The sequence below is a fragment of the Psychrobacter sp. APC 3426 genome, from assembly GCF_030408035.1.
In the GTDB taxonomy this organism is placed as follows: domain Bacteria; phylum Pseudomonadota; class Gammaproteobacteria; order Pseudomonadales; family Moraxellaceae; genus Psychrobacter.
This window is the reverse complement of the sequence record NZ_JASDCF010000007.1, coordinates 1-13,421: the sequence shown is the minus strand read 5'-3', so window position 1 is coordinate 13,421 and position 13,421 is coordinate 1. Positions and strand designations below refer to the sequence as shown.

Below are 13,421 nucleotides of genomic sequence, written 5' to 3'. Positions count from 1 at the left end.
GTCTCAAAATGTAGCGTCATATTATTATTAAGCTTATAGATGCCATTGGTATCCAGAGACAGTCATCATGAAGTAAGTGTGGCAAATATCGTTACGCTTTATAGCGTATGACAGGTTGACCAAACTGCACAACTTCAGAGTTGTCTACCAAGATTTCGTCCACAACACCACTTTGAGTCGCTTCAAGAGGATTCATGATTTTCATGGCTTCAATAATACCAAGCGTGTCACCAGCTTGTACTTTTTGTCCAACCTTTACAAATGGTGGGTCATTAGGACTAGGCGCTGAATAGAAAACACCAACCATCGGTGATGTCTCAACGCTACCAGCCTTTACCGCTGGCTTTGCGTCAGCAGCGATAGGGGCGGCACCAGCAGTAGGGGCGGCCATCATCGTCGGTGCAGGAGTATCATAGTGACGAGTTAAACTAATATGCTCATCGTCTGAGCTGATTTCTAAATTAACCAGTTCACTTTCTTCCATGAGGGCGATTAGGGTGCGTATTTTTTCAATATCCATAATTTTTATCTTGCCTTGTACTAAATTCGAGAAATAGTGTAACTAAATATTGTCTGATTAGTTGCTAATGATACCTAGATTCAAGGCAATGAGCAATCGATGTACAGTTGTTAACTGAGAATTTTTACATATTTTGACGTAAGCTGGCTTTTTAGTAAGAATTCTTCATTATTTATCATAGTCTATGTGACTAAGTAGCGCCAGTAATGGTTACCAGATACTTTGATATCCAAGGGTGCCTTACTATTAAAAACGACGATTGGGTAAATAGCTATTAAATAAACTTAGCCCCACATCTCAGTCAGGCGTTTTTGCTGATAGCGTAGACGTAGAGTCAATAAGATGGAGGACAAAAATAAGCCTGTGATAAGCGCCATCCAAAATCCTTGCGCACCAACATCGGTAAAACGTACCAAGTAAATACCCAGTGGTAATGCCACTAACCAATAACAAAATAGCGTCACCCACATCGGTACAGTCGTATCTTGCATACCACGTAATATCCCCGCAACGTTGACCTGCCAGCCATCAAACAACTGATAACCAAGTGCGAAGATTAATAAGTGCATAGACTGGGCGATGACAGCTGGGTTGTCCGTAAATGCGGCTGCCAGTTGTGGTCTAAATAGCCAGATGCCAAGCATACAAGTCAGCGCAATCATGACTGTCCAAATCAGTCCAGTGGCTTGCACTTGACGTAGCGCCATGAGGTTTTTTTCACCAAACCGATTGGATATCATGATGGTCAGTGCCATAGCGACCGATATAGGTATCATAAATAGCTGTGAGGTCACTGCTAGTGCGACTTGATGCGATGCGGTTGCCAGCTCACCTAGCGGACTGATGACGAGCGCACCTAAGCTAAACAAGCTGGCTTCAAAAAAGATAGAGACACCAATTGGTATGCCAAGTTTCAGCAGTTTTTTTATTTGTGCGCGATTGGGACTGGCAAAACCATAAAAAAAGCGTGTACTGGCAAACTGCCGACGTTTAGTAAAACTGGTATAAGTGGCAAGCAATAATACGTTTATCCATAATACCAAGGCAGTGGCCACGCCGCAGCCTGCGCCGCCCATCTCAGGCATGCCAAACAATCCATGAATAAAGATATAGTTCAGCGGTATATCGGCGAGCAAACCAATAATACTAATAATCGTTACAGGTTCAGGTCGACCAAGTGCTTCGCAATAGCTGCGTAGTACGGCATAGACTGCCAGCGCCGGGAAACCAAACGAGACACCATGTAGATACTGCGTTGCTATCGGCTGGATATTCTCTGGCACGCCCATGACCCCAAGAACATTAGGCGCCAGGTTGACAATAATAAACCCTAGAATACCAATGACGCCTGCAGTCCAGAGCGACTGCTGCGTGATATGAGGGACCTGACTGTGTTTGTTTTGGCCGATGGCCTCGCCAATGAGAGGAGTAGTGGCGATTAAGATACCAGTGGCTAATAAAAATAGTGGGAGCCAAATACCAGAGCCGACGGCCACTGCCGCCAAATCAAGCGCGGAGACCTGACCTGCCATGATGGCATCTACCACACCAAGTGCAGCCTGACAAAACTGAGTAATCAAAATAGGCAGTGCTAGCACGGCTAAGCGTAAGCTATAACTTCTAAAATCTCTAAAAGATAATGGGAAAACCATAATGAGCAACTTGTTATTCTTGACGGTAGTTATCATTGATGAGCAAATATGGTCATCAACCAGTCAATAGCGAGACAGTAATAGCATTTCCAAAAACGTAAGTAGCAATAAAAAATGGTTCGTCTTACGTTGGTAGGCCAAGCAAGTGTGTCACTGCTGTTTATGCTTTTTGGAAATGGTACAAGATAGGAATGATGCCGATGATAATACTCCGATAAATATTATGAGCAAGCCCATATAGACAGAGTATGAAAATAAAATTGCAGACACCAAAATAAAAATAACCCGTCAATCCAAGAGATGAATTGACAGGTCATAAATAAATAAGATGGTAAACAAGCGACACTAGGATGTCAACGCTTTAACAGCCTTATATCACTAAAAATAATCCCTGATTTAACAGTCGTACTTAGCCTTTGTGCATTCTTTATACATGACCAATATACTAATACAGCTATTTCAGTAATCATATTTTTATATAGCTATAAAGATTCAGGTAAATCCTGTACCAGTGCTTGGTAGCCAATCAACGTATTATTGGCATCGAATGCTTGTACTACGATTGCATAATTGGTTGAAGTGTTTGGAATAATAGGCGTGAACTGTGTCTCAAGGTTGCTCAATACTAGGTTTTGCACATAGCCGTTCGCCCCAGCTTCTGCTTTATTAACATCAATTTGGCTGACCAATACGTGTCTTGTGTTGATAGGGTTCTGCCAAGTAACAATTTTCTGATTACCGTTTCCGCTGGCATCTAGATTCATTTTTCCAAGGCTGTAATCTAGTGGATAGGTCTTAAAGTTAGAGCGATCACTGATGGTATAAGTAACATTGCAGTTTTTTTCGCTACTGGTTAGTTGTTTACCGCCGAGGCCATCCTGATACTCAAAGCTACCTTTCCATGGTGTGCCAGCTTCTTTTTCCTCAAAGCTCCCTGCAAAAGTGGTCAATAAGTTTGGCGTCTCTATGCCCAAATCATTGACATACTTAATATCCAAAAACTCTAGCGTATCAAGACTACCTGTTACTTTGCCCGCGATATAGTTGTCTACTTTAATCGCTGAATTGATGCCTAAAATATTGTTTTCTTGGCAGGCTTGTTGCTGATAACTAAAGCTGCCATCGACACTGCCAGCACCATCCTTACTGATGTCAAAATAGACAGCGCCGATATCGATATCATTGTTATCACCGTCATCAATTTCAACGAAGTGTCCGACATATAAGCCGCCGCGACCACCTTCTGGTGTTAGCTTGTCTAAGAAGTTATCAAGCGACTCTTCTGGCAAAAATACTGACTCTAAAATCTCAGCCATGCTCTTTTCATCATCGCTCAGTTTGTCCTCTACTTCTTTGTACTTTTCTTTGACCTTGTCTTCCACACGATCATATTCGTCTTTTACCTGATCTTCTACACGGTCATATTCCTCTTTAACTTTATCTCCATCACTGCCGCAGGCACTGAGAGTTAGACTGAATATGCTGACGGTTAATACAGATAATAATAGCTTTGGTGCGCTCATGAGTGCGTCCTGATGATGTATGGTTGGCAGTTACACAGACAATTTCAAATTGTCTTAAGTACAAATAAATTCGTTACTGTCCGTAAATATAGCAAACTTTCTATCGATACCGCAGGAATAAGTGTTCATTGATGACATAAAAATTCTTACTCAATCGTTACGTATAAAGGGTATTTTCAATCTGGCAATAAAGTAAGTGTCTCAGCCAGATTCATAATGGCTTGCCAGTGTTTGGGCTCTAGAGGGATAACCGTCAGTTGCTGACAGCCTTTTCGGAGTAATAGTGAGTCCTCCAATGGCGGTAAATACTTGAGCTCTGATAGGGGCAGTACATCAGTAAATGCTTGATCAAAGGCAACGTCTACCATATACCAGCGTGGCTCCTCCTCAGTGGCAATAGGATCATAATGCCGATGTTCGGGATGGAACTGACTGGGGTCAGGGTAGCCAGCCTTGTGTACTGTCATGATACCGGCCACACCGGATGGTTTGGCACTAGAGTGGTAAAAGAATACCTTGTCACCGACCTTCATATCATCGCGCATAAAGTTACGCGCTCTATAATTGCGCACCCCATCCCAACTGTCAGTGCCTAGGCGTTTTAAATCATCGATACCAAAATAGGCAGGGTTAGACTTCATAAGCCAATAAGCCATGGCGTTATCCTTTTGTTATAATTGAGGGTTTGCTATCAATCAATATTCAAATTTTTCTGAACAGGGTCTTAAGAGGATTATTTAGGGTGTTTTATAGGGTGTTTTATAGGGTGGATTTTCATAGAATCATAATTGATAGCATTATAGTGTTTTTTCCGTAAGCCATTTACTTCAACATCCGTTTTTGTAAATGGTCATCATTGATGATTTTATCAACACTGTGCTTTTCTTTATGGTATCTAGCCGTTATCCTAGCGCTACTTTCTGCCAATTACAGCAGCTAGTGGTTTTTATGGCTTCTTATACGTATCCTGTTGTGCGTATTTTCTTATACCGTACCATCGTTATGTCAAATTATAGATACCATTGTTATGTCAAATATCAAATCAGTTAAATTTTCCAATGATAGCAGTGCCCATAAGACCCTGCCTAAAAATATACCTAACAATGTGCATGGGCTAGAGGTAGGGGATATCCCGTTAGCGCTCTATATACATATTCCTTGGTGCGTGAAAAAATGTCCTTATTGCGACTTTAACTCACATGAGCTGCCATCGGGCATGCAACTATCGATGTATGACGAGTATGTAGATGCGCTGTTATTAGATGCTGCAATGCAGCATCCATTAACCCAAGGGCGAGAAATCAGCTCGATTTTCATCGGTGGAGGTACGCCTTCATTATTGCCCATTGAGCAATATCAACGACTGTTTACCGGTTTGCGTCAAATTCTTACATTCGCTGATGACATCGAAGTGACGATGGAGGCCAACCCCGGGACGCTTGAACATGCGCCTTTTGCGCAGTATCTAGACGTGGGTATCAATCGTCTGTCAATTGGTGTACAAAGCTTTGCTGCTGATAAGCTAACAACGCTCGGGCGCATCCATGACCCTGTTCAAGCATTGTCTGCTATTCATGCTGCTCGAGCCGCTGGTTTTGAGCGGGTTAATGTGGATTTGATGCATGGGCTACCACAACAAAATATGAATGAGGCGTTAGATGATATTCAGATGGCGCATTATGCTGGTGCAACACATATCTCTTGGTATCAATTAACGATTGAGCCCAACACGGTATTTTTCCGTAGCCAGCCCATATTGCCAGATGAAGATAACTTAGCTGACATTGAGCAGGCAGGTCAGTCACTATTACAGCAGCTAGGCTATACAAATTATGAAGTATCTGCTTGGTCAGGTAATCATGATAAGCCATGCCGCCACAATGTTAACTATTGGCAGTTCGGTGACTATCTAGCGATTGGCGCAGGTGCACATGGCAAAGTAACGGTTGCTCCTAAGTCATTAGGTGTCGATAAGTCATCAGATGCTAATAAGGCATTAAATTCTAATGAAGTAAGTAAATTAGATAAGAGTCACTCTCACTCTCAAGCACTATCTACAAATGCGATTCTTAATCATGATTTATTAGCAGAATCAGGCATCTATCGTTTCAGTAAGTCGCGATTGCCGAAAGATTATTTAAATTATCAAAACGTTAATGAATTGTCGACTATTGGCCGAAGCGCACCAAAAATGGTCGGCTGGCAAGCCGTAGCTAGTGATGAGTTGGTCAGTGAGTTTATGCTAAATGCGCTACGACTGCACGATGGCGTCGCATGGTCATTATTTACCGCAAGGACAGGGCTAGGTTATGACGATATTGCGCGACAAGTAGATGCGCTGGTGGCTCAAGGGTTATTGATGGACAATGCTGAGCGCTTACAGCCGACGCTATTAGGACAGCGTTATCTTAATCAGATATTAAGAGCGTTCTTATAAATTGAGATTTTAAGTAGTTTCTAAAAGTAAAAATAGAAGGTGTAATGGACAAAATTCATGCTAAAAAGTAGAAGGTAGTCGCTAATGGACATAATTCATGCTATTTGAGTGACTTTGACCCTAAAAAGCCTTTAATAAACCGCAGCTTACGCTGCTCATTTAGACCGTGATGACTGTGTAATTGTCGCTTTAACTCACTGAATAACCCTTCAAGAGAATTGGTGGTATTTGGTATGTCTAAGTGCTTATATTCTTGATAAGTGAATAGCCAATCATTATTGACTCGTAAACTACGATAAGCGCTTCTAAGACGCTTATGCGTGTACCACGTTCTACTGTTATCGTCATTGGTACTACGCTCATTAAGATAATCTTCATGAGTCAAATACCAATAATCTAAGTGCTCTATGAAGTCAGCTTTATTAAGCTGTGTTAAGCTGTGTTAAGTTTAAAGTGAGCCGTCTAAGCTCAATACTTGCGATATTCTTAGGGCGACGAGTTAAATAGCGAGTCACTATTTGCACTTGATGGAACTGGCACATCTGGCAAGGGGTTCGGGTGAATAACGTTCTAAGCCCTCGTCTACCATCACAGGTAATGCTTTGTATATCAACGCCTAACGATGCTAAGTGATCAATCCCTTGCTTATAGGCGCTATTGGTTTCATGGCTGACTATCGCGTAATAAAGAACGGCTTTAGTGGTGTTGTCCATAAAAACCATTAAACCAAATTTGCGACCGAAGTAAGTGGTGTCCATGATGATATTAGCAGTCTTAGGACGTTTAACTGGATACTCAATACTGACTTTATCTAAGCGCCTTTGAATGGTTTTAAGACTACAGTGATACTTATCAGCCAGTTGTTGGTAGGTCTGTTTACCTTGCGTATATTCATTCCAAAGGGTTTGATTATTGAGTCTGATGCCACCTAAAAACTGCCGTCTGCAAGCTAGACATTGATACTGTTGTTTGCCTAGCTTGCGTCCATTCTTTTTGATGTGTTTATCACTACAAAAAGGGCAGTTTTTTGATTCATGGCGTTGATTCCTTGCAAATATAGACAGTATATAGCGTTAGACCCTACGCCAGCATGAATTTTGTCCATTACACCAAATAGAACGATATAAAAGGGATATGACGTATGACAGAATTCAGGCTTAAAAAAAGGCTTATCAAATAAATGATAAGCCCTTCAAGAAATCTATAAAATCAGTAATTAGATTTTGTTTTGTACGTCTTGTGCGCCGCCAGTAACAGCATCACCAGCGCTTGATACGTCTTGGCCTAGACCTTTAAACGTGTTGCAACCAGTTAGAACAAACATAGCAGTCAAAGATGCGATAATTACTTTTTTCATAATAGTATCCTCAAGATAAATCGATTTTTATAAATAATAACAGTGACGCTAAGCAGTATGCTATGGCCTCACTGAGTGGTTACTGGATAAGAGAATAATGTGTAGAGATTATCTCGCTATCCGTTAGAGACATCATAGTGAAAGTTAAAAACGGTGCACAGTATCAAAATGTAATTATTGGCAGTAAACTGTAACTTTTGATTACTTATTTAAGATAATTACTGAGATAAATAAATAGATAAAGAATAAGCATCAATCAATGACGGAGTTATCATGACCATTCATATCGTGTTGGTAAGCCCTAAAATGCCTAGCAATACAGGCAATATTATTCGTTTGTGTGCTAATACTGGCGCGCAGCTGCATTTAGTTAGACCTTTGGGGTTTGAGCTTGATGATAAGAAGCTACGCCGCGCAGGATTGGATTATCATGAGTACGCGCATTTGCAAGTTCATGATGACTGGACAGCAGCAAAACAAGCACTGCACGCTGCAGACTGTCATGTGATTACCGCATTGACCACCAAACTGAGCAAGCCATTCTATGAGTACGACTTTGGTGGTCAGCCAGTTGCGGACAAGACAGAGAGGGGGCAGCAGACTGCCAATCAGCGACCTAATGAGATGCCAAATATCGCGTTGGTATTTGGCTCTGAGACGGCAGGACTGGCAGATGAGATACGGGAGGATATTGGCGCTGAGCACTGGTTAAGACTGCCCATGCTGGCGGACTCACGCAGCTTGAATTTATCCAACAGCGTGGCGATATGTCTCTATGAGATTTGGCGTCAGCAAGGGTTTGCAGGTGATGAGGGTCGTAGTATTGGTTATGAGACTTTGACGGTTTATGACCCAAAATAGGTCTGTTTATTAAATAGCATTATAAGCAGTTAGGGGGTTTTGGTAGGCCTGCAAGTCGATTGACATGACGGGCTACCAAACCGGTCTTAAATAACTGCTGCAACTTCTGATTACTCATATCGTGTTCGGGTAAGGTTTTTTGTAGCCATTTAATCAGTGGGCGCGTCGCTGGTGCGTGATTGAACTTATCAAAAAAAGCGCGCACTTGCTGCAAAACCTGCAAATGCTCCTCTTCTAAATGCACCTCTAAAGTATCGGCCAGTTGCTGGGCGATGGCAGGTGTCCAAATAGCATGGTCACACAGATGACCGTCTTGATCTAATTCTAGGGTAGATAATGCTACAACAGACGTACCTGTACTCTCATTGCTTATATTGTCTTTACTCATATTGTCATTATTCATAAGGTAATGGTCACCACTTTATCAAATCCAGTGCTACTAACACCAGTGTTCTGAGTCAGAGCTACCCACTCCTCATCTGTTAACAGTGCACTTAACTTAGTGTCTAAATCCAGTTTGCCAGAGGTATTGGCTGTCAGTTGTGCGACATCATCAGCCAGTGCATAAATGGCAGCAACGCCTTCTATATCGCTATCGGGCAAGTAAGCATTGAGCCAATCGACAAAAGCGACCGTTGTTCCTAGTAATACAATGCTGTCACCGAGACGCCAAGTGCGAGACATCTCTTCGGTGCTGCGTCTGAGTGTATCCATGGTGCTATGTAATTGATATAAAGTTGCCATAATGTTGTCCGAATCATATTTGATGGCTTGCGCTTATTAGCAAAAATAAAACCAAATAAAAAGCTAAGCCAGTATTTGTCTGATTAATTCGTATGAATTAAAAAGTGTCTGACCAATCAAAAGGTCAGTATCTGGTCAAAATCTGCTGCGTTAATCACTTCTGGTATCAGCGTCAATTGAGAGGATAAGTCAACAGGTAGCATACCCGTGACCCAACCGCTAAAGACATCATCAGGTAGCCACGCCGCTGGCATGTCATATAACTCAAGTGACTGAATCATACCGTGTAAACGCGAATCGGTCTGCATCAATAAACCAAAGACCGGCGCATCCAAATACAATTGCACCTCATGACCAAAGGTTGCCAGCGTTAGTGCCAGTGCACAGCCCTCATAACTGGCTATTTCAGTCGGTGTATGTAGCTGAATTAATAATTTCATGGGTAATTCCTAATCGTATCTATCACTGACTGTTGTCATTACGTCGTACGTATTTTCAAAGTCACCGTTCATTAAGGATGTACAGGTAATCAAGGCGCGCTTAATGTTTTAAAGGTGTTTAAATTTTAAAGGAGCATCGCTAAAATTGCATTAGACGACAGTCATCTTGCATCATCATCGCCAGCTCACTAAGACCTACCAGCGTAAACCCTGTAGCCAGGTTGTCACCATTTAGCTGATGGCGTGTACTGTTATCCGTGTCACTAATGCCGCGACTGAGTGCAGTACTGACACAGACAGGCAGTGGCATATGATACTGCTCAGCCAGTTTTTGCCATTCTTTGGTTAAATCAGGCTGTTCTGCTGACTGCCAACGCAAACTATTGGCAGTATGAGCGCCGTCTCCATAAAAAAACACGTTTAAGGGTGTATTTTGATTGCCAATGTCTGTTTGAGAAGTGCTTTGCAGGTAAGCACGCGCATAACGCAGCGCTAAATGGGCAAGCGGATGACTGGGGTCAGCAGTTACTAAGAGCAGTGGAGTAGTGGTTGTCATAGGAGGTCTTATCAATCGTCTGTGCTAAAGGTGTTTATGCTACCATAAAGCGCTTAAAAGCAAATAGAATCACTGTCAATAAATGAGGTTCTGTACCAAATATTGGCATATTATGCGCCAAATACCGATGTATTCACCACAATTATTGGATGCTGTGACTGCCTCGTAAGAAAAAACAATAAACTTATAGGCTAGGTTCACGTAGTCTTAGCACTCTATGCAAGGAGTTTCATTCCCTATGTTACCTGCTATGTCCTTACGCTCAACTCATGGTACAGACTGTCAGCCGACAGCAGAACAGCTGCAAGTATTGCAGACGGCAAGTGAGTTTGCTTATCAGATTTGGGAGAGCCGGACTGTCTCATGTCAGACATTTTTACGTAGCTATCCGTTGGATCAAACCTTAACACGTCAGCAAATTGATGATTTGATTCAAGACTATACATTGGATGATAATTATCAACTCGCTGATGAAACAAAAGTCATGAGCGGCCTTCGTCATCTACGTACGCTGCTGATGATGCGCTGGATTTGGCAAGATGCCTTACAGCTGATAGCGCTTGAGCAGTTGACCGACGAGCTGTCGGAATTTGCCGATGGTTGTATATCCTTTGCCAAAGACTATACCTATCAGCATCTAACCAAGCAGTATGGTGAACCAACCTTTATTAATGATCAAGGCAATGTACAAATAGATGACATGGCGATTATGGCCATGGGTAAGCTTGGTGCTCACGAGCTCAACTTATCAAGCGATATCGATCTTATCTTTGTACATCAAGCGCGCGGTGAAACCAATGGTGACAAAGCCAAGGGCACACGCAGCATAGACAATAAGCGGTTTATGACTCGGCTGGGCCAAGGCATTATTAAATTACTCGATAACAAGACAGCCGATGGCTTTGTGTTTCGTGTCGATATGCGTCTGCGCCCATGGGGAGATGGTAGTGACTTGGCTATCCATTTGTCAGCGCTGCAAAAGTATTTTTCATTACATGGCCGAGCATGGGAGCGTTTTGCTTGGCTCAAAGCACGTGTGGTTGGGAACATAGAGCAGCCGTTCTATGAGGAGATACAAGCGCTCATCAAACCATTTGTTTTTCGCTATTATGTGGATTACAGTGCGTTTTCGGCACTCAGAGAGATGAAGTCTCTGATTCAAAACCAAGTGGCACAGCGTGAAGACTTGGACAATATCAAGCTTGGCGCAGGCGGTATCAGAGATATTGAATTTATCGTACAAGCCTTTCAGTTAATTTATGGCGGTAGACATCCACAGCTACAGGTTAAAGCTTGTCTGCAAGCGATGCAGGCATTGTATAAGCTGGAGTATTTAGAGCCTGCAACATATGAGCAGCTACAAGCGGCCTATCGGTTTTTACGCCGGCTTGAACACGCCATTCAAGCAATCAATGACCAACAGACTCAGCGTCTACCACATGATCCGCAGTGGCAACATAACTTGGCTATTACCCTTGGCTTTGAGGATTGGGATGGGTTGCTTGGTACCCTCAATCATCACCGAGACAATGTCAATGTGCCATTTGAGCGAATGGTCACTGAGCGACAGATACCCGATCATGAAGATACCGACCTTGAGCCTGAGCATCTGACAGAGCAGATTGCGCGGTTAAATGATGTATTAACAGAAGAAAATCGTGAGCTGTTACAGAGCTTTTGGCAATCAAAAATGGTCGCTAATTTGAGCGATGAGGCTCGTGAACGTTTAGACGATGCCTATCCTGTCATTGTTCATGCGTTACTTGCTCATCAAGAGCAGCAGCAACTGGCAAATACAGCATTACCGCGCCTTATTACTTTGCTCGAAGCGATTTGTCGTCGTTCTATCTACTTGGTGATGATTGCTGAAAACCCTAATGCCACCATTGAGCTGATTCCGATGTTATCCGCCAGTCCTTGGATTGCCAAGGAGTTGGCACATTATCCTGTGCTACTAGATACGTTTTTACAGCAGCGCTATCGTCATCTGCCGGACAAGCTCGAGCTGCGTGATATTTTGCGTCAACAGTTATTGCGGGTAGAGCCCAATGACGAAGAAGAGCTGCTCAGTGTATTGCGACTGTTCAAAAAGAACCAAGTATTGGCTGTCGCCGCCAGCGACGTATTGGCTGAACGTCCGATTATGAAGGTGTCAGACTCTCTAACTTATATAGCAGCAGTGGTGTTGGAAGCGGCGCTAGAGCGAGCATTTGCAGAGATTGTCAAACGCTATGGCTATCCCATTGGACAAGATGGCGATCCTGTAACCGAAGCGGACTGCGGCTTTGCTATCATTGGTTATGGCAAACTTGGCGGGCTAGAATTGTCATATTCATCAGACTTAGATTTGGTGTTTTTACATAAGATAAAAGAGCAGGGCATGACCACAGGTGAAAAGTCCGTCAGTGGTATGAAGTTTGCGGCGCGCTTGGTACAAAAGCTGATGAACTATCTCAACACCCAAACTCGAGATGGTCGCGCTTATGAGATTGACATGCGTCTACGTCCTTCGGGGAATGCTGGCATGATGGTGGTATCTTGTCATGCCTTTGAAACCTATCAGATGGATAAGGCATGGTCGTGGGAGCATCAGGCATTGGTACGGGCACGGGCGATTTGCGGTGACAGACGCGTAACAGCACGCTTTTGTGATATCCGCCGAGATGTACTGGCACTACCGCGTACCATAGAGCAGGTACGTACTGAGGTCACCAGTATGCGTATCAAGATGCAAAAACATCTAGGGACCAGTCAATGGCAACAGCAAGCAGGTAAGTTTCATCTCAAGCAAGACGCCGGCGGGATAATTGACATTGAGTTTTTGGCGCAATTTGCAGTATTGGCTTATTCGCATGAGCATCGAAGCTTGACCAAATGGAGTGACAACGTCCGTATTTTTGAAGAAGTGGCGCTGCTTGGCATTTGGGAAGAGCAAGTCTGCCAAGACTTAACCGATGCCTATCTCAGAATTCGTGCGGCTACCCATCAGTTGGCATTGTCAGAGCAGTCACTATTGGTGGACGAATCACTATGGAAAAAGACACGCACGCTGGTACAAGACCAGTGGCAGCATCTCATGGGTGTTGACTCAGAATAGCATTCATAAAACCTCGAAGATAATAATGTTTTAGCGCGACCGACAATCGGTCAGCTTTATATAGGATTGGTTATACAAATAATGACCTACTAGGGGACAACTAAAATATTTGGTGGTGTATCAAAAAGTATGCTGGAGTAATAAAGGGAGGGTGACAGTCAAAGCAAGATGATATATTTGAGGTTATGAAGACACAAATACAGATCAATTGCCCCGACTGTCACAGTCCCAGTT

General features: G+C 43.0%; 14 protein-coding genes. 3 read left to right on the top strand and 11 right to left on the bottom strand.

Annotated elements, in window-relative coordinates; translation table 11 throughout:
• Positions 1-91: 91 nt before the first annotated feature.
• From accB to QL919_RS05735, 4 genes are all read right to left on the bottom strand, one after another.
• Entirely contained in the window at positions 92-520 is a 429-nt protein-coding gene (gene accB, locus QL919_RS05750; protein ID WP_290188614.1) for an acetyl-CoA carboxylase biotin carboxyl carrier protein, read from the bottom strand.
• A 284-nt stretch (positions 521-804) separates the two neighbouring features.
• Entirely contained in the window at positions 805-2,172 is a 1,368-nt protein-coding gene (locus QL919_RS05745) for an MATE family efflux transporter (RefSeq protein ID WP_290188613.1), read from the bottom strand.
• Positions 2,173-2,654: 482 nt separating this feature from the next.
• On the bottom strand, positions 2,655-3,695 hold the full coding sequence (locus QL919_RS05740) for a hypothetical protein (RefSeq protein ID WP_290188612.1): 1,041 nt from the start codon (positions 3,693-3,695) through the stop codon (positions 2,655-2,657).
• 176 nt (positions 3,696-3,871) lie between these two features.
• The gene (locus tag QL919_RS05735; RefSeq protein ID WP_290188611.1) at positions 3,872-4,351 is read right to left on the bottom strand and encodes an EVE domain-containing protein; all 480 of its coding nucleotides are present in this window, start codon (positions 4,349-4,351) and stop codon (positions 3,872-3,874) included.
• 449 nt (positions 4,352-4,800) lie between these two features.
• On the opposite strand from QL919_RS05735, the gene hemW reads away from it, so the two are divergent.
• Complete coding sequence (gene hemW / locus QL919_RS05730) at positions 4,801-6,132, top strand: radical SAM family heme chaperone HemW (RefSeq protein WP_290188684.1); 1,332 nt, start codon at positions 4,801-4,803, stop codon at positions 6,130-6,132.
• 100 nt (positions 6,133-6,232) lie between these two features.
• Here hemW and QL919_RS05725 read toward each other — a convergent pair whose 3' ends face one another.
• The 3 genes from QL919_RS05725 to QL919_RS05715 all read right to left on the bottom strand — a co-directional run bounded on the left by QL919_RS05725 (position 6,233) and on the right by QL919_RS05715 (position 7,489).
• The gene (locus QL919_RS05725) at positions 6,233-6,517 is read right to left on the bottom strand and encodes a hypothetical protein (protein ID WP_201541598.1); all 285 of its coding nucleotides are present in this window, start codon (positions 6,515-6,517) and stop codon (positions 6,233-6,235) included.
• Positions 6,518-6,554: 37 nt separating this feature from the next.
• Positions 6,555-6,890, bottom strand: a complete 336-nt coding sequence (locus tag QL919_RS05720) for a hypothetical protein (RefSeq protein ID WP_290188610.1) — start codon at positions 6,888-6,890, stop codon at positions 6,555-6,557.
• Between the two features lie 458 nt (positions 6,891-7,348).
• Positions 7,349-7,489, bottom strand: a complete 141-nt coding sequence (locus QL919_RS05715; protein ID WP_201587171.1) for an entericidin A/B family lipoprotein — start codon at positions 7,487-7,489, stop codon at positions 7,349-7,351.
• A 273-nt stretch (positions 7,490-7,762) separates the two neighbouring features.
• On the opposite strand from QL919_RS05715, the gene QL919_RS05710 reads away from it, so the two are divergent.
• Positions 7,763-8,350, top strand: coding sequence for a tRNA (cytidine(34)-2'-O)-methyltransferase (locus tag QL919_RS05710; protein ID WP_290188609.1), 588 nt, complete (start codon positions 7,763-7,765; stop codon positions 8,348-8,350).
• Between the two features lie 19 nt (positions 8,351-8,369).
• Here the strand turns inward: QL919_RS05710 and QL919_RS05705 are convergent, their stop codons facing one another.
• The 4 genes from QL919_RS05705 to tusD form a co-directional block, all read right to left on the bottom strand.
• Positions 8,370-8,738, bottom strand: a complete 369-nt coding sequence (locus tag QL919_RS05705) for a TusE/DsrC/DsvC family sulfur relay protein (RefSeq protein WP_290188683.1) — start codon at positions 8,736-8,738, stop codon at positions 8,370-8,372.
• Between the two features lie 11 nt (positions 8,739-8,749).
• Positions 8,750-9,094 carry a hypothetical protein gene (locus tag QL919_RS05700; RefSeq protein ID WP_290188608.1) on the bottom strand — a complete coding sequence of 115 codons (345 nt, stop codon included), beginning with the start codon at positions 9,092-9,094 and terminating at the stop codon, positions 8,750-8,752.
• Between the two features lie 116 nt (positions 9,095-9,210).
• Positions 9,211-9,534, bottom strand: a complete 324-nt coding sequence (locus tag QL919_RS05695) for a hypothetical protein (protein WP_290188607.1) — start codon at positions 9,532-9,534, stop codon at positions 9,211-9,213.
• 139 nt (positions 9,535-9,673) lie between these two features.
• Positions 9,674-10,090 (bottom strand): sulfurtransferase complex subunit TusD, encoded by a 417-nt coding sequence (gene tusD, locus QL919_RS05690; protein WP_290188606.1) that lies wholly within the window; start codon positions 10,088-10,090, stop codon positions 9,674-9,676.
• A gap of 250 nt (positions 10,091-10,340) precedes the next feature.
• Between tusD and glnE the strand changes: the two genes are divergently transcribed.
• Positions 10,341-13,187, top strand: a complete 2,847-nt coding sequence (glnE, locus tag QL919_RS05685; protein WP_290188605.1) for a bifunctional [glutamate--ammonia ligase]-adenylyl-L-tyrosine phosphorylase/[glutamate--ammonia-ligase] adenylyltransferase — start codon at positions 10,341-10,343, stop codon at positions 13,185-13,187.
• Positions 13,188-13,421: the final 234 nt, after the last annotated feature.

What these genes read in the sequence shown, in the direction of transcription:
- QL919_RS05745 (WP_290188613.1), bottom strand. Translation starts at nt 2,172, where the DNA reads ATGGTTTTCCCATTATCTTTTAGAGATTTTAGAAGTTATAGCTTACGC.
- accB (WP_290188614.1), bottom strand. Translation starts at nt 520, where the DNA reads ATGGATATTGAAAAAATACGCACCCTAATCGCCCTCATGGAAGAAAGT.
- QL919_RS05735 (WP_290188611.1), bottom strand. Translation starts at nt 4,351, where the DNA reads ATGGCTTATTGGCTTATGAAGTCTAACCCTGCCTATTTTGGTATCGAT.
- tusD (WP_290188606.1), bottom strand. Translation starts at nt 10,090, where the DNA reads ATGACAACCACTACTCCACTGCTCTTAGTAACTGCTGACCCCAGTCAT.
- QL919_RS05705 (WP_290188683.1), bottom strand. Translation starts at nt 8,738, where the DNA reads ATGAGTAAAGACAATATAAGCAATGAGAGTACAGGTACGTCTGTTGTA.
- QL919_RS05700 (WP_290188608.1), bottom strand. Translation starts at nt 9,094, where the DNA reads ATGGCAACTTTATATCAATTACATAGCACCATGGATACACTCAGACGC.
- QL919_RS05740 (WP_290188612.1), bottom strand. Translation starts at nt 3,695, where the DNA reads ATGAGCGCACCAAAGCTATTATTATCTGTATTAACCGTCAGCATATTC.
- QL919_RS05720 (WP_290188610.1), bottom strand. Translation starts at nt 6,890, where the DNA reads ATGGACACCACTTACTTCGGTCGCAAATTTGGTTTAATGGTTTTTATG.
- QL919_RS05710 (WP_290188609.1), top strand. Translation starts at nt 7,763, where the DNA reads ATGACCATTCATATCGTGTTGGTAAGCCCTAAAATGCCTAGCAATACA.
- glnE (WP_290188605.1), top strand. Translation starts at nt 10,341, where the DNA reads ATGTCCTTACGCTCAACTCATGGTACAGACTGTCAGCCGACAGCAGAA.
- QL919_RS05715 (WP_201587171.1), bottom strand. Translation starts at nt 7,489, where the DNA reads ATGAAAAAAGTAATTATCGCATCTTTGACTGCTATGTTTGTTCTAACT.
- QL919_RS05695 (WP_290188607.1), bottom strand. Translation starts at nt 9,534, where the DNA reads ATGAAATTATTAATTCAGCTACATACACCGACTGAAATAGCCAGTTAT.